Origin of the sequence: Paenibacillus vulneris (assembly GCF_039543185.1) — a bacterium.
Lineage (GTDB): Bacteria > Bacillota > Bacilli > Paenibacillales > NBRC-103111 > Paenibacillus_S > Paenibacillus_S vulneris.
In genome coordinates, this window is sequence record NZ_BAABJG010000058.1 from 811 (window position 1) to 13,039 (window position 12,229).

General features: G+C 53.8%; 13 protein-coding genes. 2 read left to right on the forward strand and 11 right to left on the reverse strand.

The window, feature by feature from the left end; genetic code table 11:
* A partial coding sequence (locus ABEA66_RS35860) for a hypothetical protein (protein WP_345595311.1) occupies positions 1-193 on the forward strand: 193 nt, incomplete at its 5' end.
* Here ABEA66_RS35860 and ABEA66_RS35865 read toward each other — a convergent pair.
* From ABEA66_RS35865 to ABEA66_RS35915, 11 genes are read right to left on the reverse strand one after another with little or no spacing between them, the layout of a single operon-like run.
* Positions 176-811, reverse strand: coding sequence for an S-layer homology domain-containing protein (locus tag ABEA66_RS35865; RefSeq protein ID WP_345595313.1), 636 nt, complete (start codon positions 809-811; stop codon positions 176-178). The two genes, ABEA66_RS35860 and ABEA66_RS35865, sit on opposite strands and share 18 nt — an antisense overlap.
* A gap of 24 nt (positions 812-835) precedes the next feature.
* The gene (locus tag ABEA66_RS35870; RefSeq protein ID WP_345595315.1) at positions 836-2,656 is read right to left on the reverse strand and encodes a hypothetical protein; all 1,821 of its coding nucleotides are present in this window, start codon (positions 2,654-2,656) and stop codon (positions 836-838) included.
* A 37-nt stretch (positions 2,657-2,693) separates the two neighbouring features.
* Positions 2,694-3,188 carry a hypothetical protein gene (locus ABEA66_RS35875; RefSeq protein WP_079913398.1) on the reverse strand — a complete coding sequence of 165 codons (495 nt, stop codon included), beginning with the start codon at positions 3,186-3,188 and terminating at the stop codon, positions 2,694-2,696.
* A gap of 7 nt (positions 3,189-3,195) precedes the next feature.
* Positions 3,196-3,594 (reverse strand): hypothetical protein, encoded by a 399-nt coding sequence (locus ABEA66_RS35880; protein ID WP_345595318.1) that lies wholly within the window; start codon positions 3,592-3,594, stop codon positions 3,196-3,198.
* Entirely contained in the window at positions 3,591-3,827 is a 237-nt protein-coding gene (locus ABEA66_RS35885; protein ID WP_079913400.1) for a hypothetical protein, read from the reverse strand. The genes ABEA66_RS35880 and ABEA66_RS35885 overlap by 4 nt, the downstream gene beginning before the upstream one ends.
* Before the next feature lie 24 nt (positions 3,828-3,851).
* Positions 3,852-4,745 (reverse strand): hypothetical protein, encoded by an 894-nt coding sequence (locus ABEA66_RS35890; RefSeq protein WP_345595320.1) that lies wholly within the window; start codon positions 4,743-4,745, stop codon positions 3,852-3,854.
* A 26-nt stretch (positions 4,746-4,771) separates the two neighbouring features.
* On the reverse strand, positions 4,772-5,764 hold the full coding sequence (locus ABEA66_RS35895) for a hypothetical protein (protein WP_345595322.1): 993 nt from the start codon (positions 5,762-5,764) through the stop codon (positions 4,772-4,774).
* Positions 5,742-7,433 carry an ATPase, T2SS/T4P/T4SS family gene (locus tag ABEA66_RS35900; RefSeq protein ID WP_345595325.1) on the reverse strand — a complete coding sequence of 564 codons (1,692 nt, stop codon included), beginning with the start codon at positions 7,431-7,433 and terminating at the stop codon, positions 5,742-5,744. Before ABEA66_RS35900 ends, ABEA66_RS35895 begins: the two co-directional genes overlap by 23 nt.
* A gap of 5 nt (positions 7,434-7,438) precedes the next feature.
* Positions 7,439-8,722: a P-loop NTPase family protein gene (locus ABEA66_RS35905; RefSeq protein ID WP_345595327.1), complete on the reverse strand. Its 1,284-nt coding sequence runs from the start codon at positions 8,720-8,722 to the stop codon at positions 7,439-7,441.
* 26 nt (positions 8,723-8,748) lie between these two features.
* Positions 8,749-9,447 carry an SAF domain-containing protein gene (locus ABEA66_RS35910; protein WP_079913405.1) on the reverse strand — a complete coding sequence of 233 codons (699 nt, stop codon included), beginning with the start codon at positions 9,445-9,447 and terminating at the stop codon, positions 8,749-8,751.
* Positions 9,448-9,463: 16 nt separating this feature from the next.
* Positions 9,464-11,110 carry a serine/threonine protein kinase gene (locus ABEA66_RS35915; protein ID WP_345595329.1) on the reverse strand — a complete coding sequence of 549 codons (1,647 nt, stop codon included), beginning with the start codon at positions 11,108-11,110 and terminating at the stop codon, positions 9,464-9,466.
* A 314-nt stretch (positions 11,111-11,424) separates the two neighbouring features.
* Between ABEA66_RS35915 and ABEA66_RS35920 the strand changes: the two genes are divergently transcribed.
* Positions 11,425-12,189 (forward strand): polysaccharide deacetylase family protein, encoded by a 765-nt coding sequence (locus ABEA66_RS35920; protein ID WP_345595331.1) that lies wholly within the window; start codon positions 11,425-11,427, stop codon positions 12,187-12,189.
* Positions 12,190-12,229: the final 40 nt, after the last annotated feature.

The following is a 12,229-nucleotide window of genomic DNA, read 5'->3' on the forward strand; positions in this document are numbered from 1 at the left end:
CGGCAGACACCCTTGCTCTTGGCTAACGGTAGGCGTTCGCCAGCCCCCGTTCGGGACTTTCACCCTAGAGATGACGCCCATGCTGGGCGTACACAAAAACCAGCTGCCTGCATCCACCAATGCCGGCATCTGGTTTTTTCAAAGCAAGCTTATGAAGCTATCCGAAACAGAAATATTACCTTACTTGAACTAGCTGCTTCAAGCGCTGAAGCACGACGACCGCCTCGGCGCGTGTCACCGTTTGAGAGTCATTCGATTCCTCTCCATCCTCTTCAATTAAGCCTGCAGCGATTGCCTGCTCTTTTTGTTCAGAAGGCTGGGCCTTTCCCGCTTCAGGGTCCACAGCACGAAGCGCCAGCCGAATCATCTCCGAACGTTGCAGCTCTTGACCCAGCTCATCGGCGGGAACATCTTTATCCTCCAGAAGGCCAATATCACGCAGCGACTGAAGTCTGGCCTCATTGCTGCTGCGATCCGAAGACGAAGCTGCTAATGGAATATGCAGAGCGGCAATCAGCATATCGATGAATTCCCCCCGGTTAACCATGCGGTCTGGACGAAATGTCCCATCATCGTAGCCGGAGACGATGCCTTCTGTTACAGCTTCCTGGACGGGCACTTTTGCCCAGTGGTCATTCATATCGCTAAACTCGGTAGGATCCGGACCAGCTTGAGCCGATCCTCCGCCAGAGGCAAAGGCAAATGGCAGAGTTGCCAACGCAAGTACATAAGCAGTCCTGCGAATAAGCACAATGGATGCAGCCGCAAACAGCAATTTCATTTTATTGGTTTGTCTCCTGATCGTAGACATAGCTCTTACCTCGTTTCATCTTAATTATTCTGCCTCATACGCCTTAAGAACACGGCTGCTCTCGAGGCGTTCCGGCGAGGTCACCGTCACAAACAGCCTGCCGCCCTCTGAGTTCAGCTGCAAACGCGGGATTGTCACGACGGAGCCGCCTTCCGGCACAGTAGAGACAGCCTGTGATCCCCATGCCGTGAGCAGAGGCTGAACGGACTCGGCATCTGCGTATAGCTTCACTGTATCCCCGGGCTTGAGATGGGTCACGGTCACCTCGTCAACGTTAGGATCGGTAACATTCTTAACGTAAATGTGGTTAGGGGAGAGCGGCAGCGTTAGTGGCTCCGCCGCATAAATTTTAGGTGTTCGCGGGCTCTCCTCCCCCTGCGATCGGGTTACCGTAACATACACGGTGCCATACCCGGTTTCCGGTAAAGCGGTATGTACAACGGCGGTTTCCGTTGCGTCCGCAATCGCCGTACCGATGGGAACTGCAGCCGCTTCCTCCGCATACACCTTGACCCTGTCGCCTGGTTGAAGCCCTATTACGGTAACCGTATCGTTAGCCCCCGCCGTGTTGCGGATTTGAATATCCGAGCGCGATGGAGCAAGGCTCGCCTGCTCAGCCGCGTAGCTTTTAACCGTCCTGGCGCTCTCTCTTCCGGATGCCGAAGTGACCGTTAAATAGATATAGCCCGCTTGCTTACCTAACTGCCCGAGCTTGATGACCGCTAAAGAGGAATTGGAACTGACCGTTGTCGCAGCCAAAGGATGCGGGGCATCCAAAGACGGATATACCTTGACGATATCCCCCGGTGCAAGGCCAAAAACTTCAATTTGGTCGTCCGTTCCTTCCTGCTCATTAGTCACGACTATCATTCCTGGAGCTAATGCCGTCGTCACAGGTTCAGGACTATATCGCTTCGAAATGCGTTCGCTCTCCAAAAGCGGTGAGGTCGTTACCGTAACATAAATGCTCTCCTGGCCGCCCTCCGTAGAAGGAAGCGCGAGAGGAATATCAACAGTGGATGCCCCTGCGGCCACAACGGCTTGAGCTATGGCCGACGAGTCCCGAAGGGTGGCGTAAAGCTTGATGATATCGCCCGGCTGCAATTGTGAAACGATAACACGATCATTTGATCCCCGCTCATTGATAACGCGTATTTGATCAAGCTGCAGCCTGCCCGTTCTCGGCTCCGCATCATATGCCTTTTCTACCACCCGGCTCTCTCTTCTGCCCGGCTCGGTTACAGTCACATAGATAACGCCTTCCTCCGGGCCAAGCTGACCGACCGAAATGACGGTTCCGTCGGTCGTGCTCGATGCTACGGTACCGGAACCGATCAGCCTTGTTTTGGATGCATCTTTATATACCTTTACCATATCCCCAGCGTGAAGACCTCGTACCGTAATTTGGTCGGCTGCGCCGCCCGACCGGTTGGATATGCGTATGGAGGTCACCGCAGGAGCAGCGGAGACCGGCTCCTCCGGGAATGATTTGACGACACGCCGGCTCTCGGAATAGGAAGGCTGCGTTACCGTAACGTATATATGCCCGCCCGCCGAGCCTAACTGATCGATTATTACCGTAGCGCTGGATGAACCGCTGCTTACCGTAGAGCTCCCTATAGGTGAAGCCGCACCTCCGTCTGCGTATACCTTCACGACGTCCCCGGGCGACAAACCGCTTACCGCCACGAGATCACTCGTTCCCGCTGGTCTATTGTCTACCCGGATTAGGCTTGGGGCTGGCGGTACGGAAGCGGCTGCATGTACCGTGCCAACGGGTAGCAGCGAACAAAACACAGCACACGCAAGCAGTCCGGCTGACGCCAGTTTCGTTGCTTTTTTCATCAATATGTTATCCACCTCATTTATTGAACAAGTCTGCTTAATCCAGCGGATATTCGTAAATGACCGTCTTATAGACATCACCGTTATAGGACAGCCCATTGGTTCTGGGAAGCTTCACCTTGACCTTGTAAATGACGGCAGGCCCCTTCAGCACTTTGGATATGTGCTCACTCTCCCGAACGTAGCTGTAAGGAAACCGCACTCCTGGCGTACTGTCATCCACATAGTCCTCGAATACGACGATCGGCCGATCCTTCAATAGGGTTCCTGTATAAGGCTCCCCTGTTGTGTCGAGCTGCAGGTTGTACCGCATGCCCGCTTCGAAGGCGGCTCTGGAATCGCTCCGCTCAAATACGATTTCCCCTTCGGCAAGCCGGTCCTTCTTCACCTGCAAAGCAGCGTCGTGTGCCCCCCGATTTATCGCGAATTTGAGCCGATTATGCGTTGTTTCGGTCACGTAACGGTCCGCTTCAAAGCTTGTCGTATAAAGAAACATCAGAATTACAAAAATGAGAAGCAGCACCCGATTCATATCCGGTTCACCGTACCAGAGCTTCGCTCATTTGCTTTGCATAACGAACGATTTCGGGCGGGTCGCGGTCGAGACTGCCGAACAAGCTGCGAAAGAGCCATCTGGGCGTGCTTTTCACCGATAGCTTCCCTTCAATATATTCTCCCCTCGGTGTAAGCTCTGTCGTGCCGGTAAACCGGATATCGCTGGCGTCCAGCAAAAAGGTATGCACGAGCGTTCCCCGCATCTCCTCGATAATTTCCGGCGTAAATCGGCCGTTGTCGGCATTGGCCGCCTTCTGGATCGCACTATCCAGCACCATCTCGACCGCATTCGCCCGTGTCGAATAAATGTCGTGCAGGATCGGCTGGAACAGCAGGAGCATTAAAATGTAAACCGTCAGCATCTCCACCAAAGCGGCCTTCATACCGTCAAGAACTCAGAGCTTACGGCCAGCGGATTCTCCACCCTTACGGAGTCCGTCTGCGGCATTCCTTTGATTTGATAATGATACGAAGTGGGGACGTTGGTATTGTTGAACAAGTCGTCCATTTGCGTTTTCTTCTCTTTAATCGATCCCCATAAGGCTACAAAAATAAAAATCCCGATAGCAGCCAGCGTTGCCGCAATTAATAAAAACTTCTCCAAAGCCGGTTTCATTCGTTATTCGCTCCTTGTTTTTCATTATCCAAAATGGTTCGTGCTGCGCGCTAAATCCGTCACATACTGCTGAGCAATATTTAACGCATTCCATAAATAAATGAGCAGCGGGCTGAATGCGGCCGCATAAGCGATGCTGCCGAAAAACTTTCTTTGACGGCGGCGGTTTTCACGCAGCATCTGCGTGTAGCTCTCCTCCCGGGTATCGACCAAGGCTGAGATGTCCTCCGGGGGAGTCAGCTCCAAATCCGCCAGCAGCTTGCACAGCTCCTTCGCCTCCCGGGTGCCGATATCCTCGGCAATCGTCTGCAAGGCGAAATGGGCTCCCTCGTCGAACCTCCGCAGCCCTTTATTCAAGGAAGGCTTAATGCGCACTGTATAGTCCCTAAGCTTGGTCAGCAAGGTGTGAAGATTCAGCCTGCGCTTCGGGTTGCCTTTAAGCTCATCTGCGATCATGCTGTAAATCATGAACAGCTCGCGATTTTTTTCACCATCATCGATTTCCTTCCATTTGCTCAACAGGTAAGTCAGCAAGGAAGCTTTTGTATTCGTGGCGAGCAGTACGACAACCGGCCCCCACAGGCGAAGCAGCAAGCTGGGCCAGGTAAGCTCAGCCCAATGGAAGGAAGCATCATAGAGACTGTTCAATATCCATACCAGAGCTATGCCGTATCGGATCGATTGAATCTTCCAGGCGTTCAACCTGAGCGGGTAGCCCGTTTGCTCCAAACGCCTTTCCAGCTCCGGATGCTGCAGCCATCGTTTCAGCTGCATATACTGCAGCCGGGTCATATACTTTAAAGATAAAGGCGCGCGCATTCTCCGGTGTACCAAATAAGCGGCATAAACATAAAGCAAGCAGATCAGCAGCGCGAATAAAGAGCTTGCCAGGACATAGCCTCCGGATTGCCATATCATGAAGCTGTCGTCATCTCCAATCCTGTTCAGTAATCGTTAGGAGGGCGGCGGAACCAAACCGCTAATAGCAGGGACCCGCCGATAAAGCAAAGTGTGGCCGTCAGCCAGAATCGTCCCTGCTCGGTCCCGAGCTGATAATGCATCGTGCTGTTATATCCCATAAAAACGATCATAATAATGATCAACAGAGGAAACAGAATCACGTGCAGCCAGCTAAGCTGCAGCACCTCCGAGCTCGAATCTCCTTCATCGCGCAGCATATCGATGTGCTTATGAATATTTTTATCTATCGCGTTGAGCGTGCTCTCGACATTCTCGCTGCGAAGCAGCCCCTTGAGCACTGTCAGCCCCAGCTGCTTGGCAAAGGATGTTTGAATGCTGTAGATGAACTCTTCAATCGCCTTCTCCATTTCGCGCGAATCCACATAATTCAACTCCTCGCGAATCCAGTTCATAAAGTGCCGGCGGATGGGCGCCGACGAAATTTCCTGGCTGGCGAGCTGCAGTGCGGTTCGCATATTGCCCCTGGTTACTTTATATTTAGAGGATAAAATTCCAACCGCTTCCGCCAGATCATAGCCACTCTGAATTTGCAGGCTTCGGAGCTTCAACCGGTGATAAGCGACCGGGCACGCCAGAATAAGCAGTCCCATAAAAAAGCTGAAACGGACATCCAAAGTAATAAAATAAATGATAAGACCAACGGAAACCGCCATCGACACAGCGAGCAATACAAATTTCTGAACCGTAGATTCATGAAAACGGTCGCCATGCGTAGCCTTTAGCAGCAGCTCCAGCTTACGCCGCATCCGCTGCCATAAGGCTGCCAGCCAGGAGGCCTCCTCCCCCGGCTCCTTTTGCCTGCGCAGCTGCCTCATTCCTTTGCGGTATCGCCGGTCGGTTCGAACGGCTTCCCCCCAATAACGAAGCGCAGGATAACAGGTCTTATACAGCCCCACCGTGAATAGCCAAGCGGAGATGAACAGTACTGCAGCATTAACGATCGGATACAGTGCCACCTGTCCGCCCTCCCCAAGCCTCGATACACTCACGTACTCCGATAACCGCTTCCTGCCGCAGCTTCTGTTCATAGGGCTGGAGCCTCGCCAAAGTATCGCTGATTCGATGAAGCGGATTCGCATACGCCGGGTTCAACACAACGACCCCTTCCCCTTCGGGAATAGGCGACGCCTCGGCTAATCTCTTAAGCGTCCGTTCGGTAATCTCGGCCCACTCGGGCTGCAGCTCGCGCATTTCCTTGCGCAGGCGTTCGCTTAGATCGTTCCTGTAGGACCACGTATCGTCCTTCTCGTTCCAATGCATAAGCTCATGCGTGCTAATCTCGCCATTCAAGCGGTTATAGCGGAGCTCCATGACGCTCTTGATTCTTTTGCGCGATCTCCGGACATCCTGGGTCTGAACGATGAGAATGTCTATATTATCAGCAACCCGCTTCTCCTCCTCCTCGAACCTCACCCCCGGGTTCAGGCTGCATAACAGCCGGGCGAATTGGGACGGGACCGTCTCAGGCTTCCACGTATGGAACGTACTTCCGAATCCTTTCATCAACCGTTCGCAAGCGAGCATAGCCCCTTCCGCTTCGATCCTTCTTACTTCACCGATGATTGCATAATCGACATCGAACCGAAGCACCTGATCCATTGCATGATGGAACGTGTTCTCATGAGTAACCCGCTCGATTAATTTTTTCTCGGGAAAATCCCGGCTCGCGGCCAGCTCGTAATGCTTCTCAATAATTGCCCCGGTGTAATCGTCAGCCCTTTCGGCGAGCAGCGCCTTCAAAGTAGTGGACTTGCCGGTCCCTGGCGGACCGATGATCAAAAGATTGCAATGCGTTTTGGAAATGCCCTTCAGAAGCACAGCCGCTTCAGGCGGAATCGTCTTGCGCCGTTCGTCCGCCAGATCATCCACCGTTACCCTGCCGATCAGAAACCGCCGGAACGTAATGACATCATGTTTTACATCCGGCTTGACCGTCAGCGTCACCCGTTCCCCCGTATACAAATCAACCTCCAGTGTAGTGTTGTATAAATTAACGATGGCATCCTCCCTCTGCCTGGTTAATGCGCGAATGATTTTATCGACATCCTGGGTGGATGCGAACTGGAAGGGCATTCGCTCATGCCGTCCATGATGATGAATCCAAATCGAGGTGCCGATAATTTGCGCCGCGTAGCTGTCCGGGTACTTTTGCCAGCAGGCCAGCGCTTTAAAGCCGTAGATTTCGTGAAACATCGCATGGGTGATGTCGGAGTAGCACTGCTGCTCCTCCCGGGCATACGGCCTTAGTCCGGCGTAATATTCCGGCAGCTCTACCTGGTAAAGGCCGTTCTGATCCACATAGGACTGAATTTGCTCCATAATGGCCGATACAGTTTCAGGAACACCGATAATCGCTTTATTTTCCAGCTCAACGAAGGCCTGAGCCTCATCCACTCTCGTCCCGTCGGCAGACAAGGGATCGTCCTCCCTGCGGTGCATCGTTCCGGCAAAACGCTCACCGACCAGCTCCTTGTAGGTTTTGCATGCCTGATCGAATGTCATCCTCCCGGCAATCGCAGGACCCGGTTCAGCCGCAGGCTGGCTAGCACGGAGAGTAGAAGAAACCTCCGGCGGTGATGCTTCCCTATGAAATTGACCGATATGGAATCTGGAGTAACCCTCCATTGGATTTACGCCTCCTTCAACGGCTTCATCCAACGAAGCCAGGAGCCCTTGGCCGCTTTTGGCGCCATACGGGAGGCTGATGCCCCCGTAGCAGACTGAAGGGGAATGCTGTAGTAATGAAGAATGGCCCGGCACAGCTTGTTCAATTCCTTGTCATAATCGGGCCAATGCTGATGGAGCAGGCTTTTCTCGGATTCACACCGGTAAAACGACGGTACATGAGGAAGACTTCCGACGTAGGGCATGTCCAACTGACGGGACAGCTGCTTCTCATTCTCCATATCAGGGGAGCGAACCATGCGATTGAACAGCAGCATCGCCTGCCGGCTTTCCAAATGAAACACGGGGGATAGAATCTGCTCGCACATTCGCCTCCATTGCTCTTTAGCCGCCTGACTCTGATTCATTTGTACCAAAAGAAGGTCCGCAGCATAGATGCTTTGTGCAGACAACGCATGATCCGGATAACTGCCTGCATCGATCAGCACCAGATCAAAGCATTCGCGCGCCTTCTCAATCAGCCAGGAAATCCCGTCCGTGTGGTAGTAGTACAGCTTTTTCAGATCCCGGTTGCCCGCCAAATAATGCACGCCGGGTGCCGCCCGATGCATTTTCCCTACTAGCTCTTCTCCATGCAGCTGCCGTCCTTGAAGACTGCCCCACAGCTCATCCAAATACTTGCCTTCGTACTTAAGAGCGCTATCCCCCGGGTTCCAGCCGTTCAAGCCTAGAACGCCGATTCGTTTGCCCGACAGCCTGGCAAGCTGTACCCCCGTCAACAAAAGGCTTGAGGTAAGGCCTGATTGCGGCAGCGCGCCAATGGCTGTAATCACTTTACTTGCAGTCTGCTGTCTCTCGAAGCATAGCCTTCCGATTTCACGGACAGCCTGTTCCGGGGTCAGATAAGGCATCACATACCGGATTCCGTGCGCAGCGCATAGGCTTTGGGTGGTTTTCATCGCGGGAAAATCGGGATCGTTGGTTAACAAATAAATAAAGGCAGGCTCGGGACATCTTTCCCGCAAAGCAATAGCTTCATAGATATCCAGACTTTCTCCGCTGACAATCCAAACTTCCGCATCACCTGCTGATCCCGTTTTGCCGACCGGTGCCGCCAAGCCTAATTCCGCCAAGATCGTATCGAAGCTGCCGCTATCGCGTAGCTCCTCTCCTTCCATTAGCAGAACGGTAATCATTTCCTTAGAGATCGGTGATATGGAGTCATAATCGTTTGAAAGCCGCAGCGCTTCTATCAAACGCCGATCCTCTGCCACTACATAAGCATTCAATTATCGTACGCCTCCCTTGATATTCCTTATCTATATATGATCAAAAAACGGTAACCCTTGGTGCCGTATTTGCGAATGAGCTCCTTCTGCTCATCGTTGACTATCAGCTCCACCGTATTGACGGCGCCGGTCGTCTTCTTCCGGTCATCCGTCGAGGCAATCTCCTGATTGTTCGTACCTTTGACGTAGCTGACAACGATCTCCGCGAGCCTCTTTTCCTCCTCAAACGGAATGTTCAGCGACTCCAGCTTATCCCGAGTCATCTCCTGGCCCGCTTTATCTTCCGCTTTTTTGGCCTCTTCCTTTTGCACGAGCAGGAGAGAGACCCTATCTCCCCGCAGCAGGCTTCCCGGTGGTTTTCCGAACATCCATTCCGCAGGGAGCGACAAATTCCATTCTCCTGGGCCAGGGAGAAGGTGATTCGTGTTCAGCATGGCATCGGTGATCTGCTCATTCGCCCGGATGACACGCGTGGTTTCCTGCCCAAGGGCACGGGGCAGCTTATCTATAGCTCCGTCTACCAGCAGCTCCTTTTTCAGCTTAACCTTCTTCAGGTCAGCCTCCGATAATCGTACGCCGCGCTCTACGGTTCGAGCTGCCTGAAGCACCTCCACGGTGCCCCATCTCGGCTCAACCCCCCATTTCCATCCTATCAACAGTGCAGGCCCGGACAAACATAAGCCAATAACCAGCACATAATACATGCATTTATACCAGAAATTCATCGGGCTTCTTCTCCTGTTATCCGTTTTTCCACAGCTTGCGAAGCACCTGGAGCGTACCGCCGGCGGCAGTATGTCCTGCAAGTCCGGCTTGATTCTCCAGCCAATCTCTCAGCCACGGCTGGACCGCCCGAAGCAGCCTTTCCCTTACAACCGGGCGATCCTGTACCCTATGGCCGAGCCAGCTTGCTTCGGCAATGGCCGCGTAGTCGATCGCAGGCAGAAGACAGACCGGCGGCTCGGGCAGAACCCGCAGCCAATGGGCGGTATGACCAGAGGCTACCGTTTTGTTAGCCATTCCGTAAACCCGCTTACCTGCTTCCTTAAGCTGCTGCAGCTGGATTTGGCTTCTTCGCGTCGCTTCAAGGTCCAATTTATGAAGAATCGGGTCTGTGACATAAAGGATATCGACCGTCTCCCCGGTTAGAAGCTCGCGAATATCGGGTCGATCCCACTCCGCCCCAATGTCTACCAGCACAATGGGGAGCTCCAGCTCCAGAAGCGTTCGCACCCAGCGACTGGAGGGCTCGCCGCCCGGCGGCTCCGCAGCCGAGGGCAGCCATAGGGTGCAGCCGTCCGTCCAGGCTGCATCCCGCGCCATGTCGGCGCCCGCCGCGTTGTAGCAGCGATAGCCGGGCGGCGCATGCTTCTCGCCGAACAGCAGCGCGTGCAGCTCCGGCTGCTGCTTCGGCGGTTCGGCTGCCGCGTGCGGTACGCCCAGCCCGTGCAGCGCACGGGCAAGCGTAATCGCCGCGAAGGTGGCCCCGGCGCCGCTGTACAGCGCGCCTACGGCAAGGATGCGCGGCGGCTGCGCCGCAGTGCCGCCGCCGCGCATCGCTGCGGCCCTGGCCGGCGGTCGACGCTCCGCCTGCAGCCGCAGCAGCTCCTCGCGCACCTCGGCCGCGCTTTGATACCGGGCGGCCGGGTCCGCCTGCAGCAGCCGCTCTACGAGTGCGGCAAGCTGGGAGGGGAGCTTCGCATCCAGCTCCCTCAGCTGCATGCGGGCGGCGTGGTAATACTGTCCGCCGCTCAGCAAAAAATACATAAGCGCCCCGAGCCCGTACAAATCGGTGCGCTCATCGGTCTGCCTCCCCTCGAACTGCTCGGGGGCCGCGAAGCCGACCGTGCCGATCCGCACCGTATCGGCAGCTTGCCCTGCCTTGTAGCTTCGCGCGATGCCAAAATCGATAAGCCGAAGCCGCTCCTGTACATCAATCATCAGATTGGATGGCTTTAAGTCGCGATAAATAATCGGCTCCGGCCTGCGGCTGTGCAAATACTGAAACAGATCGCACAGCTGCAGCGAATAATCCATTACCTGATCCAGCCCCAGACGGCGGCCGCTCCGCTCAAAGCGCTGAAGAAGCGTTTCCCCCTCTATATAATCCATCACCAGATAGCTGTATCCGCCCCGTTCGCCGGCATAATAATCAATAATATCCGGCAAGTTCGGATGGTTAAGACGAACCAGCATGTCCGCCTCCGCCAATCCTGCATACGCTTCATCCTCTTCCAGCCTCGCTTCCTTCACTGCTCTGCGCTTGCCCGGCAACCGCAAATCTTGAGCCAGGTAAACGGTGCTCATTCCTCCCCTGCCGATGACGGATTCAATGCGATAACGCTGTCCGAGCAGATCTCCAATGCCTAGTCCCTGCTGTCCCCTCATCCCAAATTTCACCTCTTGTCCAGATCATGTTCATGCTGAAGCGGAACCCGTATTTCCTCCAACGACAAAAAAACCGCCCCTTTCCCGGCGCGTCAGCGCGGGATAGAGGCGGTTCTTCCGCTCGTAATATCCAATGTTGTCTATAAATTACCACAATTTTCTTGATTATGCAACAGTTTTCGATCCTTGCTAATAATAGCATGAACACCAAAGCAGTCCTTGTAATTGGAAGGAAGCGGATGTCTAAATTTACTCTGTGCGGGAAAACTATGGTACACTCTCATATTTAGGATGCAATAGGAGGCCTCAATGACATGCGTAGTCGCAACTTCAAAGTATTGGCGCTTTCAGGCTGCATACTGCTGCTTGGATTCAGTACAACCATAACGGCCGCACCCGGCAAGGGACGACCGTATTTTGAAAAACGGGGTGAGGTAGTCTGGGAAGTCCCGACCGAGGAACAGGTCATAGCGCTCAGCTTCGATGACGGTCCTGACCCCGAGGATACGCCTATAATCTTGGACTTACTGAAAGAGTACGGGGTCAAGGCAACCTTTTTTATCATCGGAAACAAAGCCGAGCTGTACCCTGATCTTGTCAAACGGGAAGCGGACGAAGGTCATGAGCTTGCCAATCACACCTATAGACATTTATATTTCAATAAAAGGGTATCCGAGAATCGGTTGCAGGATGAGCTTCGAAAAACGCAGGACGCTATATTTAAGGCAAGCGGACAAAGGCCCCACCTGTTCCGGCCCCCGGGCGGCTACTACAATGAGACTCTCGTACGCATCGCCAGAAAGGAAGGCTTTACCATAGTCATGTGGTCATGGCATCAGAACACTATGGACTGGAATACGCCAGGGGTTTCCAAAATCACCTCCACCGTGCTGAATAATGCCCGCAACGGTGATATCGTCCTGTTCCATGATTATGTAGAAGGACAGACACAGACTATCGCTGCCCTGAAAACCATACTGCCTGAGCTGAAAAAAAGAGGCTACCGGTTTGTTACGATTTCCGAGCTGCTGTCCTACAGCAAGCTGAGTCCCGTAAAACAGGGGGATACGATACAGTAACCCACGCCAAGCCGCAAGGTAAGGATGAGCTATAAGCGCA

Coding starts and splice junctions, on each gene's coding strand:
- ABEA66_RS35900 (WP_345595325.1), bottom strand. CDS start 7,433: ATGGAGGGTTACTCCAGATTCCATATCGGTCAATTTCATAGGGAAGCA.
- ABEA66_RS35870 (WP_345595315.1), bottom strand. CDS start 2,656: ATGAAAAAAGCAACGAAACTGGCGTCAGCCGGACTGCTTGCGTGTGCT.
- ABEA66_RS35915 (WP_345595329.1), bottom strand. CDS start 11,110: ATGAGGGGACAGCAGGGACTAGGCATTGGAGATCTGCTCGGACAGCGT.
- ABEA66_RS35890 (WP_345595320.1), bottom strand. CDS start 4,745: ATGATATGGCAATCCGGAGGCTATGTCCTGGCAAGCTCTTTATTCGCG.
- ABEA66_RS35910 (WP_079913405.1), bottom strand. CDS start 9,447: ATGAATTTCTGGTATAAATGCATGTATTATGTGCTGGTTATTGGCTTA.
- ABEA66_RS35865 (WP_345595313.1), bottom strand. CDS start 811: ATGTCTACGATCAGGAGACAAACCAATAAAATGAAATTGCTGTTTGCG.
- ABEA66_RS35920 (WP_345595331.1), top strand. CDS start 11,425: ATGCGTAGTCGCAACTTCAAAGTATTGGCGCTTTCAGGCTGCATACTG.
- ABEA66_RS35875 (WP_079913398.1), bottom strand. CDS start 3,188: ATGAATCGGGTGCTGCTTCTCATTTTTGTAATTCTGATGTTTCTTTAT.
- ABEA66_RS35880 (WP_345595318.1), bottom strand. CDS start 3,594: ATGAAGGCCGCTTTGGTGGAGATGCTGACGGTTTACATTTTAATGCTC.
- ABEA66_RS35885 (WP_079913400.1), bottom strand. CDS start 3,827: ATGAAACCGGCTTTGGAGAAGTTTTTATTAATTGCGGCAACGCTGGCT.